The sequence below is a fragment of the Methanosarcina sediminis genome, assembly GCF_052056915.1.
Classification (GTDB): domain Archaea; phylum Halobacteriota; class Methanosarcinia; order Methanosarcinales; family Methanosarcinaceae; genus MTP4.
The window spans coordinates 3745734-3770468 of sequence record NZ_CP195119.1; the positions used below are offsets into that span (position 1 = coordinate 3745734).

The 24735-nt window shown below is 49.0% G+C and carries 21 protein-coding genes; 9 read left to right on the top strand and 12 right to left on the bottom strand.

The features are described from left to right. Nucleotides 1-155 precede the first annotated feature (155 nt). Nucleotides 156-365: a zinc ribbon domain-containing protein gene (locus tag ACSAZK_RS16435; RefSeq protein ID WP_440955097.1), complete on the top strand. Its 210-nt coding sequence runs from the start codon at nt 156-158 to the stop codon at nt 363-365. A 301-nt stretch (nt 366-666) separates the two neighbouring features. On the opposite strand, the gene ACSAZK_RS16440 is transcribed toward ACSAZK_RS16435, so the two are convergent. From ACSAZK_RS16440 to ACSAZK_RS16450, 3 genes are all read right to left on the bottom strand, one after another. Then, nucleotides 667-1725, bottom strand: coding sequence for a tetratricopeptide repeat protein (locus tag ACSAZK_RS16440; RefSeq protein ID WP_440955098.1), 1059 nt, complete (start codon nt 1723-1725; stop codon nt 667-669). Nucleotides 1726-1891: 166 nt separating this feature from the next. Beyond that, a complete protein-coding gene (locus ACSAZK_RS16445) occupies nt 1892-2170 on the bottom strand; it encodes a hypothetical protein (RefSeq protein WP_440955099.1) in 279 nt (92 codons plus the stop codon). Between the two features lie 213 nt (nt 2171-2383). Further along, nucleotides 2384-3154: a tetratricopeptide repeat protein gene (locus tag ACSAZK_RS16450; protein WP_440955100.1), complete on the bottom strand. Its 771-nt coding sequence runs from the start codon at nt 3152-3154 to the stop codon at nt 2384-2386. 202 nt (nt 3155-3356) lie between these two features. Between ACSAZK_RS16450 and ACSAZK_RS16455 the strand changes: the two genes are divergently transcribed. Further along, entirely contained in the window at nt 3357-3821 is a 465-nt protein-coding gene (locus ACSAZK_RS16455; RefSeq protein ID WP_440955101.1) for a hypothetical protein, read from the top strand. A gap of 684 nt (nt 3822-4505) precedes the next feature. Here ACSAZK_RS16455 and ACSAZK_RS16460 read toward each other — a convergent pair. Beyond that, nucleotides 4506-5270: a tetratricopeptide repeat protein gene (locus ACSAZK_RS16460; RefSeq protein WP_440955102.1), complete on the bottom strand. Its 765-nt coding sequence runs from the start codon at nt 5268-5270 to the stop codon at nt 4506-4508. A gap of 571 nt (nt 5271-5841) precedes the next feature. On the opposite strand from ACSAZK_RS16460, the gene lonB reads away from it, so the two are divergent. The 4 genes from lonB to ACSAZK_RS16480 all read left to right on the top strand — a co-directional run bounded on the left by lonB (nt 5842) and on the right by ACSAZK_RS16480 (nt 11015). Continuing rightward, on the top strand, nt 5842-7776 hold the full coding sequence (lonB, locus tag ACSAZK_RS16465) for an ATP-dependent protease LonB (RefSeq protein WP_440957051.1): 1935 nt from the start codon (nt 5842-5844) through the stop codon (nt 7774-7776). Between the two features lie 302 nt (nt 7777-8078). Beyond that, nucleotides 8079-8261 (top strand): hypothetical protein, encoded by a 183-nt coding sequence (locus ACSAZK_RS16470; protein ID WP_440955103.1) that lies wholly within the window; start codon nt 8079-8081, stop codon nt 8259-8261. A gap of 91 nt (nt 8262-8352) precedes the next feature. Then, complete coding sequence (locus ACSAZK_RS16475) at nt 8353-9702, top strand: TldD/PmbA family protein (RefSeq protein WP_440955104.1); 1350 nt, start codon at nt 8353-8355, stop codon at nt 9700-9702. Between the two features lie 2 nt (nt 9703-9704). Next, entirely contained in the window at nt 9705-11015 is a 1311-nt protein-coding gene (locus tag ACSAZK_RS16480) for a TldD/PmbA family protein (RefSeq protein WP_440955105.1), read from the top strand. Between the two features lie 579 nt (nt 11016-11594). Here the strand turns inward: ACSAZK_RS16480 and ACSAZK_RS16485 are convergent. From ACSAZK_RS16485 to cooS, 8 genes are all read right to left on the bottom strand, one after another. Further along, nucleotides 11595-12032, bottom strand: coding sequence for a universal stress protein (locus ACSAZK_RS16485; RefSeq protein WP_440955106.1), 438 nt, complete (start codon nt 12030-12032; stop codon nt 11595-11597). A 999-nt stretch (nt 12033-13031) separates the two neighbouring features. Then, entirely contained in the window at nt 13032-13970 is a 939-nt protein-coding gene (locus ACSAZK_RS16490; RefSeq protein ID WP_440955107.1) for a nucleoside recognition protein, read from the bottom strand. 146 nt (nt 13971-14116) lie between these two features. Then, on the bottom strand, nt 14117-14677 hold the full coding sequence (locus ACSAZK_RS16495) for a universal stress protein (RefSeq protein WP_440955108.1): 561 nt from the start codon (nt 14675-14677) through the stop codon (nt 14117-14119). A 438-nt stretch (nt 14678-15115) separates the two neighbouring features. After that, nucleotides 15116-15565, bottom strand: coding sequence for a 4Fe-4S dicluster domain-containing protein (locus ACSAZK_RS16500; protein WP_440955109.1), 450 nt, complete (start codon nt 15563-15565; stop codon nt 15116-15118). Next, complete coding sequence (locus ACSAZK_RS16505) at nt 15562-16038, bottom strand: 4Fe-4S binding protein (protein ID WP_440955110.1); 477 nt, start codon at nt 16036-16038, stop codon at nt 15562-15564. The genes ACSAZK_RS16500 and ACSAZK_RS16505 overlap by 4 nt, the downstream gene beginning before the upstream one ends. A 3-nt stretch (nt 16039-16041) precedes the next feature. Further along, entirely contained in the window at nt 16042-18105 is a 2064-nt protein-coding gene (gene fdhF / locus ACSAZK_RS16510) for a formate dehydrogenase subunit alpha (RefSeq protein WP_440955111.1), read from the bottom strand. Between the two features lie 35 nt (nt 18106-18140). Further along, nucleotides 18141-18680 carry a 4Fe-4S dicluster domain-containing protein gene (locus ACSAZK_RS16515; protein WP_440955112.1) on the bottom strand — a complete coding sequence of 180 codons (540 nt, stop codon included), beginning with the start codon at nt 18678-18680 and terminating at the stop codon, nt 18141-18143. Further along, complete coding sequence (gene cooS, locus ACSAZK_RS16520) at nt 18670-20547, bottom strand: anaerobic carbon-monoxide dehydrogenase catalytic subunit (RefSeq protein ID WP_440955113.1); 1878 nt, start codon at nt 20545-20547, stop codon at nt 18670-18672. The genes ACSAZK_RS16515 and cooS overlap by 11 nt, the downstream gene beginning before the upstream one ends. A gap of 588 nt (nt 20548-21135) precedes the next feature. Here cooS and ACSAZK_RS16525 point away from each other — a divergent pair. From ACSAZK_RS16525 to pyrG, 3 genes are all read left to right on the top strand, one after another. Then, nucleotides 21136-21318 carry a methytransferase partner Trm112 gene (locus tag ACSAZK_RS16525; protein WP_048178312.1) on the top strand — a complete coding sequence of 61 codons (183 nt, stop codon included), beginning with the start codon at nt 21136-21138 and terminating at the stop codon, nt 21316-21318. A gap of 17 nt (nt 21319-21335) precedes the next feature. Next, nucleotides 21336-22094: a DUF7524 family protein gene (locus ACSAZK_RS16530; RefSeq protein WP_440955114.1), complete on the top strand. Its 759-nt coding sequence runs from the start codon at nt 21336-21338 to the stop codon at nt 22092-22094. Nucleotides 22095-22731: 637 nt separating this feature from the next. Continuing rightward, nucleotides 22732-24336: a glutamine hydrolyzing CTP synthase gene (gene pyrG, locus ACSAZK_RS16535; RefSeq protein ID WP_440955115.1), complete on the top strand. Its 1605-nt coding sequence runs from the start codon at nt 22732-22734 to the stop codon at nt 24334-24336. Nucleotides 24337-24735 lie beyond the last annotated feature (399 nt).

Genomic DNA, 24735 nt, shown 5'->3' on the forward strand with positions numbered 1-24735 from the left:
AAAATAAACGTCCATTTTATTTTTTTATATACGTTTTGATTTTATCCCGCTCACTTCCAATAATATTAAATACAGCCAGGATAGAGCTAGGTGTATCTCACAACCCTTTATAAGCAATTTCATAATTCATCCCAAACCCGAAAAGGAGACCCAGAATGAGCAAAAAAATTAACTACATCTGCCCCAAATGCGGCAACACCTCATACGAAACCGGCGAAATCCGCACAACAGGCGGCACAATCAGCAAACTCCTCGACGTCCAGAACAAGAAATTCACTCACGTATCCTGCAAACGCTGCAAATACACCGAATTCTACCAGGCCGACAGCAGCATGCTGGGAAACATTTTCGACCTGTTCACGTAAAGCCGGAGTACGTAATGCCGGAGCAGCACGGCAGTGGCGGAAGTTTCCGTGGAAACTTCCCGGATATCCTTTTTTGAATCTGATTGAGTGCTATTAGCCTGGGCTGGGGGAATAGCTGTATCAGGTGGGCTTTTTCACGCTCGACGCAGGAGAGCGGCCTGAGCATGAAAATAGAATAGAAGAGGTAGTGGTTTTTAGCGTCTTGGCTTTCAGGCCGGTTAGCTGATCTTTTCCAGCCGGTTAAGTGGTTTTTCCAGCCCGATTTTTATGTGTGATGACCGGGTCATATTTCAAAGTACTTTCAAAGTGTTTCGAGCTTTTTTTGGGTGAGTCTGATTTCTTCTTTCAGTTTTTCGTTCTCGGGATCTTTTTCACTCAGGAATTTCAGGATATCAAGCGCTTTTTCAAAGTATTCTTTTGCTTCTTCTTTTTGCCCATTCTTAGAATACATGGTCCCGAGGTTGTTGAGGGTTATGCGGAAGGTGTCAAGGTAAAGTTCGTTTTCCGGGTCATTTTCGAGGAGTTTCTCGTAAATTCCGAGGGCTTTTTCGTATTTAGCTTTCGCCTCTTCGGTGCTGCCCATATCTGAAAGCAAATTTCCTAAATTGTTGAGTGTGGTTTCCACGAATGATTGGTATCCTGCATTTTCAGGGTCCGTTTTCAGAAGTTTTTCATAAATTTCGAGGGAAGTTTCGTAGCGGTCCTTCGCCTCTTCAAGGTTCCCAGTATCAGAAAGCAATGTCCCTAAATTGTTGAGTGTCATTGCGACATCTGATTGGTATCCTGCATTTTCAGGGTCCGTTTTCAGAAGTTCTTCATAAATTCCGAGAGCTTTTTCGTATTTCTCCTTCGCCTCTTCGATGCTGCCCATATCAAAAAGCAAGGAACCTAAATTGTTGAGGGTGTTTGCTGTGTAAATTATACAAAAATCATCTTGAGGAAGGAAATCCAGCATTTTTTGAGAGATTGACAACCCTGTTTCATAGGCATCTTTAGCCTGGGGGAAATGCCCCATACTTTCAAAATGGTTTCCGGCGATTCCTACGTTATTAAGGTTCATCTGAAGGCATTGCAGGACAAAATCGTTTTCAGGATTTTGTGTTAAGATTTCTGCAAAAAGGTTTGAGGCATGGCCGCAGATCTCCAACGCTTCATCGAGAGCGCCGATGGACAGCATCAACTGTCCTCTTATGTTCATGACATGGAGGAGGATGTCGTCTGCATTCGCCTGCTGTGCGGCTTCTTCAGCTTTCTGAAGAGATTCGAGGGCTTCCCCAGGCTTCCCGCTTCGCATCAGGTTCAGGGTTTCCTGAAAATAATTTCCTGCTTCTTCTCTCAACTTCTCTGGGCTCTCGGACATGCTCAAAAAATGGGTTTATACTGTTTTATAGCTTGTGTTTTTCTTTGCCTTTCTTTACCTTTCTTTACCTTTCTTTACCTTTCTTTTCCTTTCATCCAGCATCCTTTGTTAAGAGCTAGATTTTGTGGGTCGTGCGAATTTCAATTATTTGCTTTTGCCGCTGGAATTATTCAGGTTTTGAATCTCCGTCAATGAAAGTTAGAAGTCGCAGGGTCGGGTGAAATTCCACATCTTCTCCTATTTCAGCCGAATACCCCTCGCTTGCAGCGGGGTTCGCCAGCACGATTTTGATCGTTATTAGCCCGGGCTGGGTGAATAGGTGTATCGAGTGGGTTTTTTCACGCTTGACGAAGGAGAGCGGCCTGAGCATGAATATGGAATGGAAGAAGAAGTAGCAGATTTTAATGACCTGGCGTTTCCGCTTATTAAGGAACGGTGAAAACATATCTTCAAGTTTTCATTTGAGATTGCTCTGTGTATATCAATCATACAACCTCAATAAACCACGGATAAACACAGATGCACACAGATGGCTTTAATCTGTGTTTATCCGTGTCCATCTGTGGTTCTTGGCAGTAAAAATCCTTGATGTTATATTTGAATCGTTCCTAAGTGTTTTTTTCAGTCTGGTTTTTCTGTGTGATGATCGGGTCATATTTCAGAGCGCTTCGAGCCTTTCCAGGGTGAGGCTGATTTCTTCCTTGAGCTTTTCGTTTTCGGGCTCTTTTTCACTCAGGGTTTTCAGGATATCAAGCGCTTTTTCGAAGTTTTCTTTTGCCTCTGCTTTTTGCCCTTTTTCTGAAAAGAGGGTTCCGAGATTGTTGAGGGTCATTGCTGTATCTGAGAGGTATTCTGAGTTTTCCGGGTGATTTTTGAGGAGGGGGGAGTAGGTTTTGAGGGCTTCTTCGTATTTTTCTTTTGCTTCTTTGGGTTGGCCCATTTTTGAGAGCAGTTCTCCGAGGTTGTTGAGTGTGTTTCCGACGTACATCTGGTAGAACTTGTTTTCGGGATGGAACTCGAGTTGTTTCCGGGAGGCTTCTATGCCAATTTCATAGCACTGCTGAGCGAATGGGAAGTTGTCTGCTCTCAGGAAGATATTGCCGAGGTTTCCGATGTTGTTAAGGTTCATGTGGAGGGTATCAAGGTAAAGTTTGTTTTCCGGGTCTGTTTCATGGAATTTTTCGCAGGTTATTAAAGAAAAAATGTAGGTTTCCAGGGCTTCTTCAAGCCTGCCCAGGGACTGCAGCAGTTGTCCTCTCGTTTTTAAGGTGAGGAACAAAATGGCTCCGTCTTTTGCATCCTGTGCGGCTTTTTCGGCTTTCCGGAGGGATTCGAGGGCTTCTTCGTTTTTTCCTTTCTGTATCAGGTCCAGGGTTTCATTGAAGTTTTTTACTGCTTCTTCTCTCAATTTCTCGGGGCTCTCGGACATGCTAAAAAAATAGATGTGTAACATTTTATAGGTTGTGTTTTCATTTCCTCCCCTTCTTCCCTCCTCCCCCAACTCCTTTTTATATTACTAAAAGCTAAATTATAGATGTGCAGAGTTCCATATCTTTCTTTTAATCTGCGTTTCTTGACATTGCACTTCAATCTATATCTAGGGAAAATATCCGGGGAGAGGGAAATCTAGCGTGGAGCGGGAAGTAGAACGGGATAGGGAAATCGAAGCAGAATATAAAAGTGGGGGATCCATTCCGGAAAAGGGCAGGAAAGCCCCCTCCGGAAAAAGCAGATACGAAAAACCGTACCACCTACTTTTGGCTATCTTCCTTGCAGCCATCCTCCTCTACACCTTCTACATAGGCCAGCTACTCTGGGGCATAATCACTGACATCCTCATCCTGAGGCTGTTCTTTCTTATGAGGCAGGAACGGCGCTATTTCCGGGAGTACGACCTTAATGAAGACGAAGCCGGAACCCCGCATGACCCCCGGATGAAGCGGAAGGTCAGGGTGGCAAATATACTGCTCACGTTGTTTGTGCTCGGACTGGTCATCTATTCTTATTTCACTTACCAGTTAATCTGGGGGATTGTTGGCGGGCTGATGATCCTGCTCTACATGCATATGCTGCTCTTTTCGGGAGATAATCTCTGAAGCAGGGGCGACGGTGGTTAAGGTGCTGATCTTCGTCCGGGTGCCGGAATGGAAATAAGCGGGAAAAAAGGTTTTGCCGGGCTTTGAGGTGAGGGGGCGGTGAGAGCGTTCAATCGCTGAGAAAGGAGAAGTTCAGGGTTCGGTTTAAATGTATTAGTTTTCGCATTGATTTTTCGGGTTTTTTAGGTTTTGGTTGCTGAAAGTTAAAAATCGCGAAGTTGGTTGAAATTCGCTAGCTTTTGACATTCATTTTTCTGTTTTTCTTGACTTGATTGCTTAAAGTTGAAGTCGCAAAGTTGGTTAAAATGTGCTAGCTTGCACATTATTTTATTCAGGTTTTTTAGGGCTTGGTTGCTTAAAGTTGAAGTCACAAAGTTGGTTAAATTACACTTCTTCTTTTATTTCATTTTCAGGGAAAAGCCGTTCGCCTTCGGCGAACGGGGGTGGGCATGGGTGCTGGCACTCGGCGGTTGCTTGGGGTTCTAAAATAATTTAGTCCGCTTGAGTGAGCGTAGCGACCGAAACGGACAGCGTACTGTTGCGATTTCATCGCAACTCCCAGAAAATCTCTGATTTTCTGTGATGCCGAGGCGCAATTCGGCTGGCACGGGTGCTGGCACTCGGCGGTTGTTTGGGGTTTTTAATGAATATAAATGGTCGAAAAAAGAAGGTTTGCTCCGGAGGTCAGAGACCTTCCAGGCGTTCCCGGGTTAAATCAATAGCTTCTTTTATTTTTTCGTTGTCCGGCTGGTCTTCCAGGAGGGTTTCCTGGATTCCGAGGGCTTTTTCGAGTTTTTCTCTGGCTTCTTCGGCTCTTTCCGGGTCCATCTGTTTGAGGCAGTTTCCTAGCTGGCTGAGGGTGGTGGAGAGTTCTGCCTGGTAGCCGGGGTTGTCGGGTTTTTCTTCGAGGAATTTGGCGTAGATTTCGACTGCGGCGTTCAGGACTTCCTCGGCTTCATCGTAGGAGGCGGTTTCGGTGAGGAGGGTGCCGTAGTTGTTGAGGTTTTCGCCGGCAGAGGTGCGGAAGACGGAGTTTTCGGGGTCTCTGGTGAGGAGTTTGGCGTAGATCTCGCGGGCGAGGGCGTAGGATTCGGCGGCTCGGGAGCTGTCTCCTTTGCTTTTCAGGAGGTTTCCCATGCTGCTCAGGGTTGTGCCCATATAGTGCTGGTAGTCGGAGTTTTCGGGGTCTTTTTCGAGGAGGGTACCGCCGACTTCGAGGGCTTTTTCGTAGGTTTCGAGGGCTTCGTCGTACTTCTTTGCGGAGTAGAGGATTCCGCCGCGGGTGAAGAGGATGTAGTAAAGGGCATCCGTGGAGTTTGCTGAGCGGGCGGATTTTTCTGCCCGGTCAAGAGTCTCAAGGGCTTTTTCCAGGTTGCCTTTCTTGATCTGGGCCACGGCTTTGTGAATCTGCTTGAGGAGGAGGAGGTTTTTTACTTTACTTCTGGCCATAGAGGGAGTTCCCCTTTATTTTTTTAAATAACTGTCGATATCATCTTTGAGGAAAGCTGGTACCCGAAATCCCGTAATATTATCCTTCCGGGCATTTTTTCCGGGTTGGAACGCAATTATCAAATAGTATATAATAAATGATGGGTATATACTGTATATACAAGCGCAGGTTAATTATATATACCATATGTAAATATAATCGCTCGGAGTACAATTGGGATTACAGTAACTCTTTAATATCCGGTTACCGTAACATCCAGCTTTTTGATCATCATTTTGTCACAGAGTTTATTATTTTTTAGAAAGCGTCAGGTATATATTAAAATGGAAACGTCTATTTAATAACGTTATAATATGTGAGCTAACCATGGAGAATAATGTTAATCAGAACATGGACGAGTCTAAAGAGAGGGTGGACGAGTCTCTTCATAAAATGGACGAGCGAGACGACGTTAGCCCGAAACTGGACGAGTCTGAAGCCAACCGGAAAGTGAATAAGCCGGAGGTGAATGAGCCGGAAGCAAACCAGAAGGTGGGTGAGTCTGACCAGAACACGGATAAGCCTGAGGCTATGCTTTTAGAGGAGTCCGACCCTCAAGACGAGGATGTTGATATCGATTTCCACTTCGAGGAAACTTCGAATATCGATGTCCCGAAACTCCTGATTGACCAGGTGCTCGGGCAGGAGCATGCGGTTGAAGTCGTGAAAAAAGCAGCCAGCCAGAGGCGGCATATCATGATGATCGGGACCCCGGGTACGGGTAAGTCTCTTCTTGCAAAAGCGATGGCGGAGCTCCTTCCTAAAGAGGAACTCAAGGATATCCTTGTCTACCCTAACATGGAAGACCTGAACAACCCGAAGATTAGGGAAGTTCCGGCCGGGAAGGGCAGAGAAATCGTCATGGCTCACAAAATGGAAGCAAGAAAGAAAGCCCAGGCCCGGAACATGCTCATGATGCTCTTCGTGGTGGGCATTATTATTTACTCTTATTTTGTCGGACAATTACTCTGGGGAATCATTGCCGGTATCATGATCCTCATGCTGACCCGCCAGTTCCTGCCAAAAGAGGAAATGATGATCCCGAAACTGGCGGTTTCCAACTATGACAAGGAACACGCACCTTACATTGACTCAACCGGAGCCCACGCAGGAGCTCTCCTCGGGGATGTCAGGCACGACCCCTTCCAGTCCGGAGGGCTTGAGACCCCGGCCCACGACCGTGTGGAAGCCGGCGACATCCACAAGGGCCACAAAGGGGTGCTTTTCATCGACGAAATCAACACCCTCCGGCTTGAATCCCAGCAGAGCCTGCTGACCGCACTGCAGGAAAAGGAGTACCCGATTACCGGGCAGTCCGAGCGGAGTTCCGGAGCCCTTGTTAAGACCGAACCCGTGCCCTGTGACTTCATCATGATCTCTGCAGGAAACCTTGATGCGGTCCAGAAAATGCACCCTGCTCTTCGGTCCAGGATAAAAGGTTACGGGTACGAGATCTACATGCGGGAGTCCATGGAAGACACCGCTGAGAACCGGAAGAAACTGGTCCGCTTCGTAGCCCAGGAAGTTGTCCGGGACGGGCATATCCCTCACTTTAACGAGGGCGCCGTAAAGGAAATTATCCGGGAAGCCCGGAGAAGGGCAGGCCGGAAAGGTCACCTTACTCTGAAACTCCGTGACCTCGGCGGGCTTGTCCGCGTGGCAGGAGATATCGCCCGCTCCGAAGACGCTCCACTGACGAAAACCGAGCACGTGCTTGCCGCAAAGCGGATAGCCAGATCCATCGAGCAGCAGCTTGCCGACCGCTACCTGGAACAGAAGCAGGACTACTCGTCTTTCCTGAGAAGCGGCGCAGCCGTTGGCAGGGTCAACGGGCTTGCTGTCATGGGCGGAGACTCCGGGATCGTGCTTCCCATCGTATCCGAAGTAACCCCCTCAATGTCAGGGGGCGAAGGGCGTATTATTGCAACCGGTAGGCTCAAAGCCATTGCAAAAGAAGCGGTACTTAACGTTTCCGCGGTTATCAAAAACATGACCGGTGCTGACATAGCAACCCACGACGTCCATATCCAGTTTGTCGGGACTTATGAAGGCGTGGAAGGAGACAGCGCTTCGGTTTCCATTGCTACTGCTGTTATCTCTGCCCTGGAGAAGATTCCTATCGACCAGAGCGTGGCGATGACCGGGTCCCTTTCAGTACGAGGAGACGTCCTGCCTGTGGGCGGAGTCACCTATAAGATCGAAGCTGCGGCCCAGGCAGGCATTAAAAAAGTCATCATTCCGAAAGCCAATGAGGCAGATGTCCTGATTGAAAAGAGGTACAGGGACAAGATCCAGATCATCCCGGTCTCTTCGATTGCGGAAGTTCTGGAACACAGCCTTGTGGGCCCGAAGAAGAACAGCATTGTAGAGAAACTCAAGAACATCACGAAACTGAGTTTCGATGTGCCGGACGTTGCCCAGGCTGCGTCCGTACAGGCCAGGAACTGTTTAGGGTACGGGAACTGACCGTCCAACTACCCCTGAGTTAAAGGCTCAGGGGTTTGTCTTACAAGCCCTGGTTGATCGATCATTGATTCGGAACTTTGGAAAATCCGTAGGGCCGGTAAGATCGATAATCGTTAAGATCGATAATTGTTAAGATCGATAATTGTTAAGATCGATAATTGTTAAGATCGATAATCGTTAAGATCGATAATCGTTAAGATCGATAATCGTTAAGATCGGAAATAATACCTAGTTACCTAAAATGTTGCCTCATTTTCAGGCTTTAAGGATGGCCGGTTAAACAGTCCTGAGGGGTAGGGACGGTGCTTGCATCGTACAAAACCTTTCCATATCTGATCGAGAGAAAGACGGATTCCGGGATTGACTCTTTTGCGGCTTCGCTGCAACACTTCCACTTCACAAAGCGGAAGTCCGCAAACCCGGATATGTATTACCCTGCTCCGGCAGGAGGGAAGCTTATTATTGGCTTTCATTATGGGGCTTGAACCCCAATTTAACCTTATTCAAAAAATCAGGAGTGGAGTTTACGCATTCCTCCCCTGAGCTAAAGACTCGGGGGTTTCCTGCTGAGGTTTTATGAACGAAATTATGCAGAACATCAAATTTTTTGACTGCAGGGTGATTGAGGGCAGTTCAAGTTCGGTCATCCTGGATAACGGGAAGATCGAGGAAATTTCCAGGAACTTCATGAAGGGGGCAGGCATAAGAGCCCTTTGCGGGGGTTCCTGGGGTTACACGGCCGTGGAAGGGGAACTGGACCTTGAAAGGGGGGTTAGGGATGCGGCAAAACTTGCTTTTGCCATGGACGAAAACACCCCGAAAGAAGAAGTCGAACTTGCAGACGTGGCCCCTCCTGTGGTAAAGAATCTCCCCCGGATAAAGATCGATCCCAGGGATGTCTCAATCGAGGAAAAAGTGGAGCTTTTGAAAAACATTGAGTCCCGGGCCAGGGTAGAGGGTGTCCACAGCACGAAAGTGATGTTCTCCGAATCTGAATTCAAGATCATGTACCGGAATTCCGAAGGTGTGGAATGCGAGTACGAGCTTTTGAACACGGGTTTTGCTGTTTCTGCGGTTGCTACCGAAAACGGGGTCTACCAGGCAGGTCGGGAAAGCCGTTTCGGCTACGGCTACGAAGTTTTTGAAAATGTAGATGCCCCCGGGCTTGCGGAAAAGGCAGGAAAAACCGCAGTCGAACTTCTGGGCGCAAAGACCCCCAAGGGAGGGACAATGCCCGTGCTCCTTGACCAGGAACTTGCAGGCGTCTTTGCCCATGAAGCCGTGGGGCATGCCTCGGAAGCGGACCTGGTGCTCGAAGGCGACTCCATTCTTGCAAACCGGATCGGGGAACAGATTGCTTCTCCGCTTGTCACGATCATCGATGACCCGACCCTGCATGAGTTCGGGTACTATCCTTTCGATGCCGAAGGGGTCGAGTCCAGCCGGACTGAAATCATCAGAGGCGGGGTCCTTAATTCTTACCTCCATTCCCGGGAAACCGCAGGGAAGCTCGGGGAAGAGACCGGGACTCCCGGTAATTCGAGGGCTCAGGGCTATTCCATGCCCATTGTCCGGATGAGCAACACTTTCATCGATAATGGGGACTCAAAGTTTGAGGAGATGCTCGAATCTGTCCGGGACGGGATGTACCTTATAGGGTCCCGGGGCGGACAGGTAAACACCGGGGAAGGGATCTTCCAGTTCAACGCCGAAAAGGGGTACCTGATCAGGAACGGGGAACTTGCTGAACTTGTAAAGGATGTGTCCCTTTCGGGAAAGACCCTTGAGATCCTGAACCACGTGACCGGGGTGGGGAACGACCTGAAAATGACTGCCGGCAGGTGCGGGAAAGGCGGGCAGCTAGCACCCGTTTCCGACGGTTCTCCCCATCTTGCCATTTCCCGGGCTCTGGTGGGAGGTGCCTGAAGATGTACGAACTTGCAAAAAAAGCCTTGAATATTGCTGAAAAAGCCGGGGCAGAAGAAGCCGAAATCTATTACGTTTCAAACCATTCCACCAGCGTGAACTTCAAAAAGGACGCCCTGGAAAGTGCCAAGGACCGCTTCTCGGAAGGGATCGGGGTCCGGGCGATCGTGAACGGGGCAGTAGGCTTTGCCAGCACGAATTCGGCAAAAGACCTCGAAAATACGATCAAGATCGCAGTTGCCGAAGCCCGGGTCCGGGAAAACGACCCTGACTGGGTGGCTCTCCCCTCAAATGGAAAATATCCAACGGTGGCCGGGATTTTCGATAAGAAAATCGAAGCTATGAAACTCGAGGAGTGCATCGGGTATGCCATGGAACTTGTCGAAGGCACAAAGGAAGTTCCAGGGACCCTGCCCACTTCCGGATCTTTTACTCGGGGAAAGAGCAGGCAGCTTATCCTGAACACGAACGGTGTGGAAATCGAAGAGGAATCTACCGCAGTTTCCGGGTTCGTGGACGTGATCACCGTAAACGGGGAAACTTCCACGGCGTATGACTTTGACGTATCCCGCTCTCTTGGTATTGATTTCCGGGCACTTGGAAAGCACGCCTCGGAACTTGCCATCAGCTCGGGCAACGGGATAACGATCGAAGCACAGAAGACAAATGTCGTTTTCCATCCCTTTGCTTTTTCGGACATCCTGGAAGCCGCTTTTGCCCCGTCTCTCGACGCTGATAACGTGCAGAAGGGCAGGTCCGGCCTGATAGGCAAGCTCGGGGAGGAACTTGCAGCCCCGGAACTTTCTATCTATGACGACGGGCTGGTCGAAGCAGGAATCGAGACCTCGGCTTCGGACGACGAAGGTGTCCCTTCCCAGCGCACTGACGTGCTTGAAAAGGGAGTTCTCAAAGGCTACCTCTACGACAGTTACACTGCCGGAAAAGAAGGGGTAAAGAGCACCGGCAACGCTGCGCGTGGCTCCTACACGAGCCCGCCTGCTGTGGGGCTCCGGAACTTCATTATCGATTATCCGCAAACGGATCTTATTGCCGATACCGATTCCGGAGTTTTCGTAAACACGGTGATCGGGGCTCATACCGCAAACTCGATTTCCGGGGATTTCTCCGTAGAGGCCAGGAACGCCTTCACCATCAAAGATGGGGCTCTCGATAAACCGATCAAGTCCCTCATGATCTCGGGTAACGCCTTCGACCTTCTGAAAAATATCACAGGTGCAGGCACCGATGTCCGGAAAGTAGGCGGCTTCATTTCACCGTCGATCCGGGTCTCGGACATGAGCGTGATCGGCTGAGGGCGTGGCTTTTTAAGTTGGCTTTTTAAGTTGGCTTTTTAAGTTGGCTTTTTAAGTTGGCTTTTTAAGTTGACCTATAAAGAGTGAAAGTTGTGGTTTTGGTCGGTTAAGGTGGATCGGCTAAAACCTGCATCTTTTTTTTCTTCTTAAACCTGCCCGAAATTTTTACAGGTGTTCTGGTAAAAATATTTTTCAAAAAAAGTATTATTCCGGAGGAACAAAATCCGGTATCCGGAAGGTAAGTCCAATCCCGGTGTTCTATCACCGGTACTTATTGGGCCGGGCGGGTATCTAAATGCTGAAGAAGTTCGGGAACAGGGTACTGGATAATTCTTATTTTTTGTTTTCAGCTTAAGTTTCAGGGCTTTATAGAAATCCTGTGAATTCAAACTTTGTCCGTTTTGAGTCGGATGCTTGAATCCGGGACTCTGGGTACCGGTTCAACTAAGGTGTGCCATTTTTTAGGGATTTCTACAGAGCCGTTTTCCGCATTCAACTTTTTTCTTGTTTTCAAATTACGCTTTCTCTTATTTTCAGCTTCAGTTTCCTTTTATTTTCAGGTTAGCTTCATTTTGGGGTTTAACCTCTTACCACAAGCACCGGTACCTTTGAATGCCTTACCACGTTTTCGGCAACGCTTCCGAGCAGGAACCTATCGAGTCCTGATTTGCCGAGTGTTCCTATCACGATCATATCGATGTCATTCTCTTCTGCAAACTCTACAATTTTGTCTGCGGGATGTCCTTCCAGGAGTAAGGATTCCTCCTCGACCCCGGCAGCTCTGGCGGCATCTTCCACGAAGCCCGTGGCTTTCTCACCTTCTGTTCTGAAGTGCTCCATGGCAGCTTTTTCCCAGCCAAAGTCCCTGGGGGAATGGGTCGTAGGGACGATCACATATACAGCGTAGAGTTTAGCTCCGCTCAGCTTTGAAATTTCGATTCCCGCTTCAACAGCTTTTTTGCAGAGTTTCGAACCGTCGGTTGCAACCATTATTTTTTTGTAAGTTCCCTCTCTCATATTAAATCCCTCAATTATATTCCTTATCGGCCCTGTGTCCAGTTTCAGCTTCCTGAAACATTTCCCTGCACAGACCCGCCCTTTCTTATCGGTGCGTGCATGCAGTCAGGGGCATATTTGCTCTGCATGGTGCATGCTTGCTCCTTATTCTACTATATTAATTATTATATATATGGCTTTTTCATAAAATAATGGCAGACCGGATTACTTTTCATTTCCGAGGGCTCTGTTCCCGAAAATAGCTGATGGATGAATAGCCGATGAAGGAATGGCAGGTGAAGGAATGGCGGGTGAAGAATAACTGATGAATGAATAAACGATGAATGAATAGCCGATGGAGGAATAGCCGATAAAGAATAATCGGTAAAGAATAATCGATGAAGGAATTATTGATCAGGAACTTGAGCTCAAAGGCAGGAAAGTAGACTCCGCTGTGAATATCTCTTGAAGAAGGAAGGAAAGAAGGAAAGAAGGAAGGAAGGAAGGAAGGAAGGAAAGAAGGAAAGAAGGAAGGAAGGAAGGAAGGAAGGAAGGAAGGAAGGAAGGAAGTGACTGCAAGGTGATTTGTTCACAATATATTTATCCTTTATCAGTTATGTGTGGAAAAAACTTCTGAAAATCTGGAATTTTTTATTCAATTTTGGCACAAAAGGGTTGTCCTTTATTTTGCTACCAAAACGTTTATATGTAGGTTTGTATTCACTGTGAACTGTGAACGGGTATCGCTCAACATCAAATACATTTTACAACAACCAAATCCAACATATTTTAACCTCCTCCAAAAACCCCCGTTCACCCCTTTGATTCTAATATATTTCTCCTGTATATTCAAGTAATCTTTAGTTTGCCTTCCTAAGTTTTTCTTTCTTTACCTTTTCAGTTTTCCTTTCTTGCTTCCCTTTTTCATTTTTTTCTTCCTTTTTCATTTTTTCCTTCTCTTTCCATTTTTTCTTCCTTTTTCAGTTTCCTCTATTTTACCTTTATTCCTTATTTTCACATTCAGGGAGCAAGACCGAGCAGTCCCATGAGAATTACGAACCTTATCAGGATGCTCATCCCAGTGGAGTAGGCAACGATCCGGAAACCCAGGCGGGGGCCGAAGATTGCCACTTTCTTGGGGATCTGGCTGCGGAGGGCAAAGATAGGGAGCATGAACATGCTGCCCAGCATAAGCACGATCATTGCCTGGAGCTGTGTGATCTCTCCGGCATGGATCATGGGGCCGAGCAGGGAAATTCCCAGAATCGGGCTTGCCACGTAACTTGTCAGGGGGACAATGGCTTCGGGGGGGATTTTGAAGAGTTCGGCAAGGGGGAGCACGCTGAATATATCAAAAGCTCCCTGTTCCCTGAGGAAGAATACGATGGTCGTGGCGATCAGGTAGACCCTGGCAATTTTCAAAAAGACTTTAAACTCTTTCCGAACTGCCCTTTGAACTGCCGTTTTAAGGGATACCTTTCCGTTGAATTTGCTCTCCTGCGGCTTGCAGGAATTGCCTTTTAGAAGGAGTTTGCTTGCGACAGCTACTGCCACGATTTTGAATATCGCAGTGAATATAAATACGAAAGCATAAAACCCACCCACGGCCAGCCCCAGAGCCGGAAGTACGATCGGGACCTGGTAGGTGAAGAGTTCCCTGACATAGGCGGGGGTGCTGTTCATTATGGCGCAGAGAGTAACCTCCCTATCATCAAGGCAACCGTTTTCCTTTTCCTGCAGGAGCATACTGTTTGCGGCCACAGTAGACCCTATGGACACTAAAAAGGCCGATGAACAGGTCTCAGGCAGGTTCGTATGGGCAAAAATAGGGCTCGTAAGTCTGGAAAACTTCTGCATGAGGCCCAGTTCCACAAGCACGGCAGTTCCGACAAGTCCTAAAAAAATCATAAAAAGTATGGGAAGGGCAAAGTCCAGTACTTGAAGGAAAAGTCCTATCATCGGCAGTTATTAGAGTCGGGCAGGTACATCAATTTATCCCGGGAATTCCGGAGAAGCTGCCCGAAAACTTCTATATTTTTTCGTCTTTGTTTTCTACTTTGCTATTTTCAACTGTGCTTCCTGCTTTGCTTTCTGCTTTGCTATTTTTAGCTTTCTTCGGCTTTCTCTCCCCTCACGACGAGCACCGCGTTCTTTGAGTGCCTGACCACGTTTTCAGCCACACTTCCAAGGAGGAATCGCTGGACTCCGGATTTCCCCTGCGTCCCCATCACGACCAGGTCGATGTCGTTCTTGTCCGCAAATTTGACAAGCTCGTCCCCGGGGTTCCCTTCGAGGATTACGGATTCCACCTTGACACCGGCAGATTTGCCTTTTTCTTCAATGAAGCTTGTAGCATCTTCCCCTTCGGTCCTGAGGTGTTCTTTCATTGCCTTTTCCCAGCCCGCATCCTTGGGCATTGCGGAACGCCCTCCCGAAGTTACCACATAAACAGCATAGACTTTTGCCCCGCTCAGTCTTGCGATTTCAATTCCATTGTGGACAGCTTTCCTGCCCAGTTCCGAACCGTCGGTTGCAATCATTACCCTATTATATGTTCCGGTTTCCATACCAAACTCCCCTTTTAAGTTCGCCGTCAGTCCTATGTCCGGGATTCCCGATTCAATAAGCTTTACTCCGGCACAGTTGGCTTTTTCTTTCCAGTGCATGCGTGCATTAATCTACGCACATCCCGGCTTAAATTAATTATATGTTGGGTATATTATAATACTACTCTATATTAATTGTTATCTGATTTATCCATTATGGAATTATCTCTTAAAAGAAGGTCATAAACTCCTGTTGAAAATGTTGCTAATCGGAACGTAGGAAAAATATGGATTAATAGGGACAAAAAATAAAAATCCTGAAGAAGTATGGGTGAAGCCCGGACAGAATCAACTGGTCTAATCAACTGGTCTGTAGTCCCGAACGTAAATATTTATACTTACTTTACAACCACGGAATACACGGAAAGCACGGAAGGATTGTGCCTCTCTTTCCTTTATTCCGTGTTTTCCGGGCTTTCTGTGGTTAAACTTTCACTTGAGATTGGGGGTGGAATTCGGGGCATTGACTATAATTGATACTGCCGCTTTTTCGATTTTTTAAAACTTTCTTGCCTGAATAATTGTTTCTGCTTGCTTTTCTCTGAACACTGCCTGACGACAGCCGGGGCAGAGTTCCACCCAGAGGCCTCCTGTTGGAGGAAGGGAGATTTTTTCCGAAATAGCTGTCCTTATCTTCTCTAGTTCCTTTCTGGTTGCAAAGGCAGTCCCGCATTTCTGGCAGGGCACAAGCTCGAAGTCAAGGGTCTGGCTTTTGAGTGGGACCCGGCTTTTTTCCAACTCTACAGGGAAAATGAAGCTTATTGCCTTTTCGGGGCAGGCAAGGACACAGAGTTCGCAGTCCGGGCTGCAGTTTGCAGGGAAGCTTATACGTCGCATGTTTCCCTCTTTGGAAAAGGTAATCAGCTTCTCGGGGCAGGCTGAAGTGCAGGCCCTGCATCCGATGCATCTTTCTTCCTCAGGCACGAGCATCCTTGTGCTTTCTTTCATCTGTTTTTCCTCCTGCCGGCAGGTTCCGGGGTTCCAAGGGCTTTTTTAATTATTTCTGCCCTTCTGGTCCTGATACCTCCTCCGATGCTTTCGGCTTCTGCGCAGAAGAGGGCTCCTGCAGGGCAGGTCGCCACACAGGCAGGAATTTCTTTTCCCTGGCAGAGGTCACAGCGCTCCACAACACCAGCCCTTAATTCCGCAGTCCCGAAGGGACAGGCAAGGACGCAGAGCCGGCATCCGATGCATTTTTCGGCATCGTACTCAAGCCCGCTGTCCCCGTAGTTCAGGGCTTCTCCGGGACAGACGGCAGCGCAGAGGGGGGTTTCGCACTGGCGGCAGGAAACGGGAACTGCAGCAAGGCCCCTTACGACCTGTACGGATATCCTTGCGCTTTCGTTTTCCCTCTCGCAGGCAAGTTCACAGGCGTGGCAGGCGATACAGCGGGACAGGTCAGCATAGACGGCTTCCGGCATTTTTCAGTCCCTCCTGATCCTGCAGGCCGAAACCTTGAATTCGGGGATTTTGGCTTCCCTGTCAAGGGAACCTGCGGTCAGGGCATTTGTTCCCGGGAAATGGAAGGGCATGAAGAGTACCCCTTGCCCCACCCTTTCGGTCAGCCGGGCTATTACTTCCGTTTTTCCCCGCCGGGTTTCCAGCAAAAGTTTGTTCCCTTCCCTGATTTCCATTGTCCTGGCATCTGCGGGGTTGATTTCCACGTAGAGTTCGGGTTCTTTTTTAAGCAGGGATTTGCTCCGCCTGCTCATGGAGCCTGCATTATAGTGGAGCACTGTTCTCCCGGTGGTGAGCAAGAAGGGATATTCGGGACCCGGGGTTTCCGCGGGGCTCCTGTGTTCCACGGGGACGATCCTGGCAAGCCCGTCCAGGGTCCTGAAACTGTTCGTGTGCAGGACAGGGGTCCCGGGGTGGCCGGGGTCGGGACAGGGCCAGATAAGCCCGAAGTCCTTTTTCAGCCTCTCTTTTGTCATACCCCCGTAAGCCGGGACAGCAGCGGCAATTTCTTCCAGGACCTCTCCTGCATCTCTGCTGGGAAAATCCAGCCCGAGGTTTTCCGCAAGCCCGAACAGGATCTCCAGGTCAGCCCTGGCTTCGCCGGGCGGCAGAAGGGCAGGTTCCACCCACTGGACCCGCCGTTCCGTAGAGGTGAAACTGCCCTCTTTTTCCGCAAAAGCAGCTGCAGGGAGGACAAGGTCGGCATATTCGGCAGTATCGGTCATGAAAATGTCCTGTACCACCAGAAAGTCCAGGTTCTCAAGGGCTTTTTTCACCTGTGAGGAATCCGGGTGCGAGTTGACCGGGTCTTCTCCCATCACGTACAGGGTTTTGATCTTTCCTTTCCCTGCGGCTTCAACCATTTCCGTTGCCGTAAGGCCCGGACTTTCGGGAAGCTTTTTTGCTCCCCAGAGGTTCTGCATGCGTCCGGCTGCTTCGGGATCCTCCACTTTCCCGTACCCAGGGAAATATTCGGCCAGGGCTCCCATATCGCAGGCTCCCTGCACGTTGTTCTGGCCTCTAAGGGGAAGGATCCCTGCCCCTTTTTTCCCTATGTGCCCGCAGATAAGGGCAAGGTCCGCACAGGCTGTTACGTTGTCCGTGCCCGAAACGTGCTGGGTGATTCCCATGGAGTAGACGATGGCTGCAGTCCCTGCGTGCGCATAAGCCCTGGCAGCTTTTATTATGTCTGCGGAGGGGATACCGGTAGTGCGGGAGACTGTTTCGGGGTCATACCTTTGAAGGTTCTGTTCCAGTTCGGAAAAGTCCCGGGTTCGTTCCCGGACAAATCTCCTGTCCCAAAGTCCTTCGGAGACGATTACATGCATCATCCCGTTCAGGAGAGCAACGTCAGTCCCGGGTTCAAGCCGCAGTGCAAGGTCCGCAAGCCAGCTTGTAGGGGTTATGCGGGGGTCGGCTACAATCACGAGGGCCCCTTTTTCTTTTGCCTTTAGGACCTGGCGCGAGACAGGGGGGTGATTTTCTGCGAAGTTTGACCCTATCACGAAAATGCACTCCGAGGAGGCAAGGTCTGATATAGGGTTTGTCATAGCTCCCGTACCCAGGGTTTTTCCAAGGCCTGTGAGGGTGGAAGCGTGGCAGAGCCTTGCGCAGTTGTCCACATTATTCGTCCCGAGCAGCCTGGCAATTTTCTGGAATATGTAGTTTTCTTCATTACTGCACTTGGCAGAGCCCAGAAAAGCCAGGGAGTTTGGCCCGGATTTTTCCAGCGACCCTTTCAGTTTTGCCGCCGCAAGCTCCAGGGCTGCTTCCCATTCGATCCTTTCCCATCCGTTTTCGGTCTTTTTCATAGGGTATTTCAGACGGTCGGGGTGGTCCAGGACTTCCAGGACCGTGTTGCCTTTCGGGCAGAGGCTTCCTTCGTTTACCGGGTGGTCGGGCATATACCGGATACCTGTGGCTTTCCCTGCTTCAAGTTCTAGATAAAAACCGCAGCCCAGGCTGCAGTAGGGGCAGATGGTCGGGGGGGAGATTTTCGGGAGAGGGTTTTTTTCTTGCGTGGGTTTCACCTCCATTCCCCGGATTTTTTCCGGGGGCCGTATGCTCAGGGAATGCTTCCCGTCTGCATTCCCTTTGCCAGTTTCAGGGCGGCCTGGCTGCGTTTGATCCCCGAGAAATCCTTTACTTCAGCGTAGACCAGGGCACCGGTGGGACAGGCTTCCACACATGCGGGAACTTCCCTGTCCGGGCAGAGGTCGCATTTCACGGCAACCCTTGCTTCTTTTTGCCTCCCGATTACCCCGTAGTTGCAGACCATGGAACAGGTCCAGCAGCCGATGCAGAGGTCCGGGTTGTGGGTGACTCTCCTGCTAACCTCGTCCCGGGAAAGGGCGTTTGTGGGGCAGACGGTGGTGCAGGGAGCATCTTCACAGTGCCGGCAGGTTATGGGGACCGCAACGGCAAAGTCCGGGATATACTCAACGTAAATTCGTTTGCGAGGTACCGGGCTTTCTCCTATGGCCGAAAAGAGGTCCTTGCTCTCGGAGTGTTCCACGGCGCAGGCAATCTCACAGGACCGGCAGCCCATGCAGCGTTCCGGGCGGATCATGACTTCCTTCATCAGGTCCACCTCTTCAGGGCTCAAGGCCCAGGGCTTTTCTTTTATCTTCTATGTGCTCGATCATCAGGTCAGCAGCCTTGAAGGGGTCCGGTTCCACGGCAAAGCTTGCTCCGACTACCTCATCGAGTCCTTCTGTCAGGAGCCCTGTGACTGCCCCGCTTCCGAGGACCGGGGGCACTGTCCCGAGTACGGTATACACGCCAGAAGAGACCACGTATGTCCCGATGCTGACGGCTTTTTCGCTCATCCATTCGGGGGCTGCCCCTGCTGCCGGAAGGTCGCTGATGTCCACGCCAAGGGCCTTTGCCACAACTGCGGCAAGCACCAGGATCCGGCTGATGTCCACACAGGAACCCATGTGCAGGACAGGGGGGATTCCCAGGGCTTTGCAGACGCCTTTTAACCCTTCTCCTGCCTGGTCAGCAGCTTCGGGTTTTAGCAGGCCTTCTTCGGCACAGGCAATGGCGTTGCAGCCGGTGGTGACTACCAGGACGTTGTTCTTAATCAGTTCCTTTACAAGGTTGACGTGCCCGTAGTTGTGCTTGATTTTGACATTGTTGCAGCCCACAACTGCCCCGATACCCTTTACGGCTCCACCGGTAATCGCGTCTATGAGGGGCGCCGGGCTGCCTCCGAGGGCGGTGAGGATGGCTTCTGCGCTGAAACCGACCATGCATTCCTGTTTCTCGTCAGGGATGTTGACTCTTGCAGGGTTCCTGTTCGGGAAGTTTTCGACCGCTGTCCTTACAATCTCCTTTGCAGTCTCATAGGCGGTTTCTTCATGGAACTCCATTCTCACGGTTCCCGGAAAGTCGGCTTTCGGGGAGGTGGAGATGAATTTCGTATGGTAGCAGCTAGTAAGTGCCCCGAGGGCCGGCATGATACACTGCACGTCTACGACCATGGCTTCCACAGCCCCGGTTATGACGGCAAGTTCCTGCTGGAGGAAGTTTCCTGCGGTAGGGATCCCGTGGCGCATGAGGGTCTCGTTTCCGGTGCAGCACATGCCTGTAATGTTAATTCCTTTTGCTCCTTTTTCCTTTGCAAGCTTCAGGATTTCGGGGTCCTCGGAAGCTTCCAGAATCATTTCCGATAGGATGGATTCGTGCCCGTGTATTACAAGGTTAACTTTATCTTCGGAAAGCACCCCGAGGTTTACGGTGGATTTGATCGGAGTCGGGGTCCCGAAGAGCACATCCTGGACGTCCGTCGCGATCATGGACCCGCCCCAGCCGTCCGAAAGGCTGGTCCGGAGCCCATGCAGGAGGATATGGACCGGGTCGTTGTCCACACCGATATGGGTCCTGTGCATGCATTCCACTATTTCCCGGTCAACGCCTCTCGGGTCAATCCCGATTTTCGTCCAGAGCTTAACCCTTTTTACGGGAGCCCGGCGGGTAAACTGGATGGGCCCTTCCTGTTTTCCGAATTCGGCAACCAGGGCATCGGCAAGTTCGGCTGCTATTTCTTCCTTGCTCCTCTCTTCGACAGAGATGCCGTACTCGGCTGCAAGGGCTTTTAGTTTCGCTTCGTCTTTCAGGCCGTAGCTTCCGGCTTCACCTTCGGTCATTTTCTTGAAGGTCAGCACGGCGTCCCTGGCATGGTCGGAATGGGCGGCTGCGCCTGCTGCGATCATCCTGAGGAGGTTTCTTGCTACAATGATGTCTGCCGTAGCTCCGCAAACTCCTTTATCCGCGCCTTCCCCGAAGGGGTCTATTCTGCAGGGCCCCATGTTGCAGTTCCTGCAGCAAATTCCTAACTGTCCGAAGCTGCACTGGGGCTGCTGTTTCTCGTAGCGGTCCCAGGCAGTTTCTATACCTTCTTTTTCAGCCTGTTTGAGCATGATCAGGGAAGCGGGGTCGATGCTTCTGTCCTGTGCTTTTGATACCATCTTATCACTTCATTGTTTATTTTTATGTTTTGAAGGGTTGTTACCTTTAAAGTAACAATTATTTTTGCACAGTACCCGCCCTACCAACTCCTTTATGTTTTTCAATTTCTTAAATTTCCAATGGCAGTTTCGCTATTTAAATATTCTTAAATGTTATTTTTTGTTAATATATATTCAATGTCGGACTGTTCTGGTGTGTGATTGTCAAGGCACCTGTTTTTTAAATTGTAACCCGGGGAGTAACATTGTTAACTTACCTGAATATTTTTTGAGTTTCAAAAGCAACAAAATTTGGTTTTATGAAAGATCTCTTTTATTCTCTCCCGCTTTTAAGCTAAAATGGCTAAAACCCCAAATCGTAAATAATTTGGAAGTTATACAGATCAGTAAAATACAAAGATGATTTTAATATTTTGAAGAATAAGTTGATTTTATGCCGAAAATAAGTTGATTTTATGCTGAAGAATAAGTTTATTCCTAATACTCTGAGAATAAGTTGATTTTAATAAACGGAAAAATAGATACTTTAATCTAAAGGGAAATCCCTTTCCTGCTATCCTCACAACTGACTTTGATGGTGAAAACAGAGTGAAAAAAGATCTGATGGAGATTTTGGCCTGTCCGGTCTGCAAAGGCGACCTGGTTTTGAACGTGGTGGAAGAAAATGAAGAAGAGATCATATCCGGGACCCTCTACTGCCCTGCTTGCGGTGAGCATTACCCGATAGACGAGGGGATTCCTAACCTGCTTCCTCCTGATCTCCGAAATTGATTTGAGGGGTTTTGAACTTGCAGCAGATAGTGCAGAATGTTATAATTAACCGGCAGGAACTTAACTCTATAGAGTTTGAGACTGAGGACATTGAGATCCCCCTGGCTCCCGGGGAAGAGCAGACCTTTGAAATCCTGGTCACAAACCAGGGTTCTCCAACTCACATTCATTTTTCGGTTAGCGAGGATTTGAAAGGAAATATTACTTTTTTGAGGGATAACCCCTACGTCCTGCACAAGGAATACGTTTCTGCGGTTGCGAGGATCCCGCGGGACGGAAAGGTGCTCACCGAAGGGAAGATTTTCATTACCGCCGGTTACGGTTCGAAAAAGAAAGGATTTCCCGTCCAGCTCGGAAAAAAGGACGAAAAGCCAAAAGAGCCCGAAGATGAAATCCAGGTCTGGGAAGATAACGATGAGCTCAGGCCTTACAGGCCGGGAGGGGATGCCCATAAAAAGAAGGTTTCAAACCCCAGGGGGAGCGGAACCGGAGCTGGTAGCTTTTCCGTTTCATTCCTGAAAAAGCTCTTCGGAAGTGAGGGTTCACAAACCTGGAAATCCGGGAACAAAACCCGGAAACCAGTTAATGAGGCCGATAAGTTGCCTTTGACCCTGGCTCTTGGAGGTTTCCTGCTGCTTGTCTCCCTTTTTTCTCTCTACTTCGTTTTGCCTGAGGGAATGGGGTTCAGAGTCAGTTTCGCCCATGCCCTGGTGTTTTCGATCCTTTTTGTCACCTGCATAACCTATCTCCTGCTGAAAATAATGGAGGATGGCTGACCCTTTCCTGAAAATCAGACTGTTTTGGAGACAAATCGAAAGTCCCGGAAGAGCTGAGGGGTGGGGTGTGAATTAAAATTCCTGAACTGATTATTAAGGCTGAATAATGCCTTAAACTGCTATTAATTTCTTTCAACGGCTGAAAAATTTTTTACAAGGTTGAGAAATTTCTGAATAGGCTTATTAATTTCTTTAATGGCTTATTAAATCTTTTAATGGCAGATTTACTCTTTTAATAACTTATTAATAGCTTAAAATGCTTTTAAATGGCTGAAAAACTCTTAAATAACTTATTAATTCCTTTAATGGTTTACTAATGGCTGAAATATTTGGTTAATGGCTGAAATGGTTAGGCAAAGGCTGAAATATATGAATAAGGAAAAAGGCTAAAGACTATTTTTTTATATTATGAGCCTATTGGTATTGTGTTCTTATGCAGGCACAATATTGAAAATTATGCGGATGTTGCCCGCAATGTTCCCCACAACACTGGTTTCAATTTCAATATCACATTAATCTTTGAATCAGTGTATCCTCTGGATCGATGTCATCCTCTGGATCGATGTTATCCTTTTAATACTCCCATTGACTTATTAATTCCTATTAATCCCTATTAAATTGTCGAGGAAGCTGACCCATGAAGTATATTGTAGTTACCGGTGGTGTGATGAGCGGGCTTGGAAAAGGCATCACCATCGCGTCCATTGGTAGGAACCTGAAAAACAAAGGCTATAAAGTTACGGCTATCAAGATCGACCCCTACATCAACATTGACGCAGGCACAATGAGCCCCTACCAGCACGGGGAAGTATTCGTGCTGAAGGACGGGGGCGAGGTGGACCTGGACCTCGGGAACTACGAACGGTTCCTTGATACGGAATTGACCCGGGACCACAACTTCACCACGGGCAAGATCTACCAGGCGGTTATCGCAAAGGAACGGAGAGGCGACTACCTGGGAAAGACTGTCCAGATCATTCCCCATATCACAAACGAGATCAAGAACAGGATACGAAAAGTTGCGGCCCGGAGCGGGGCTGACATTTGCCTGGTAGAAATCGGCGGGACCGTGGGAGACATTGAGAGCATGCCCTTCCTGGAAGCTGTCCGCCAGATGCACAGGGAAGAGCCGGCCGAAAACATCGTTTTCATCCACGTGACCCTGGTTATGGAAGACCTCCAGGGCGAGCAGAAGACCAAACCCTCCCAGCACTCGGTAAAGGACCTGAGGACCCTCGGGCTGAGCCCGGATGTAATCGTTACCCGGTCAAAGACCCCCCTGCATGAGGCTGCAAAGGAAAAGATCGCCCTTTTCTGTGACGTCCCCCAGGAACTGGTCATCAGCGCCCACGACGCGAACGACATCTACGAAGTCCCCCTGGTAATCGAAGAGCAGGGCCTGACCACCAAACTCATGCAGCGCCTCAAGCTTGAATCCAATTTCGAGGACCCTGCCTGGAAGGAAATGGTTGCCAGGATGAGGAACATGAAAGATGAGGTAAAACTGGCAATTGTCGGGAAATACACCCATCTTGAGGACTCCTACCTTAGCATCTTCGAAGCCGTTAAGCACGGGGCAATCGAGTGCGGCTGCAAAGCCGACATCGAAATGGTCGATGCCGAGGACTTTGAAAACGACCCCAAAGAACTCGAAAAGCTCCGCCAGTACGACGGGCTCCTGATCCCCGGGGGCTTTGGCGAACGTGGGACCGAAGGCAAGATCATGGCAATCAGGTTTGCCCGCGAAAACGATATCCCCTTCCTTGGCCTCTGCATGGGCATGCAGCTTGCCGTAATCGAGTTTTCAAGAAACGTCGCAGGCCTCGAAGGTGCAAACTCCACCGAGTTCGATGAGGATACCCCCTACCCCGTAATTGACATCCTCCCCGAACAGACCGGAGTTGCCGACCTTGGCGGCACTATGCGTCTTGGCGACTACGAAGCCATCCTCAAAGAAGGCTCAATGGCCGAAAAGATCTATGGCAGCAACTACATCATAGAACGCCACCGCCACAGGTACGAAGTCAACCCCGAATTCGTTGAGCGCCTGGAGTCCTTTGGCATAGTCTTCTCCGGCAAGAACAAGAACAGAATGGAGATTTCCGAAATCCCGGACAGGCGTTTTTTCTTTGCCTCTCAGTTCCACCCCGAATTCAAGTCCAGACCCGGCAGGCCGTCCCCCCCGTTCAAGGCCTTTGCGTCTGCAATGAAGGGCTACAGGAAGGCAAGGGAAGGACAGTAAAAAGGGCTCTAATGGCCTTTTTACCTTTTTTCACTTTTTTTCTAGGTTTTTTTCTCAAGCTATTATTTTGAAGCCTTTTTTGCTTTAGTGGATTACTTTCTGGAAATTAAACCCCGTTTTTGAGTCCGTTTTTCGTGCTGATTCCGGGGTGTGTTGGAATTTCGTGCTGGCCTCTGAGTGCAGGGGTTCCAGTTGGTAGCCAGGGTCCGGCAGCAGTCCCGTTCACGAAGTGAACGGCTTTTCTTTATTATGTTGTATTATTGAGACTTTACACTTCCATGCACTACAAATAGTAAACTTTTCCAATTTTTGCTTTTGTGGCACTATCAACAGAACGACTAATTAGCACCTTAAGATACTAATCTGGATTAGTACTGATCGTTATTAGGATATTACCTG